The following is a 277-nucleotide window of genomic DNA, read 5'->3' as shown; positions in this document are numbered from 1 at the left end:
CCCATGCTCGGCGCGTACTGGCCGAAATACACGCCGCTGTCGTGGCTCAGATCAAGGCCACCGTGGAACGAGCCGACCGCCGCCGGTTTGACCAGACCCTGGGCCATGCTGCGGCTGGGCGTGGTGCCAAGCTTGAGATCGAAGTCGCCCAGTTCACCCTGAAAAACCTGCGCGTGCGCGGTCGCGCCTGACAGCAGGCTGACGAACAATAAATAGGGAAATGGGCGCATGCGTCACTCCATGAACCGCGAGCGCAGGGCAAAGGCCTGCTGAAACG

The 277-nt window shown here is 63.2% G+C and carries 1 protein-coding gene; it reads right to left on the bottom strand.

All coding sequences use genetic code 11. The features are described 5' to 3' along the window. On the bottom strand, nt 1-230 hold a 230-nt coding region (locus AAEY83_RS14545), incomplete at its 3' end, for a TorF family putative porin (protein WP_351059970.1). Nucleotides 231-277: the final 47 nt, after the last annotated feature.

The organism is Psychrobacter sp. TB20-MNA-CIBAN-0197 (assembly GCF_040309765.1).
GTDB lineage: Bacteria > Pseudomonadota > Gammaproteobacteria > Pseudomonadales > Moraxellaceae > Psychrobacter > Psychrobacter submarinus.
This window is presented reverse-complemented; position numbering and strand designations above follow the sequence as displayed.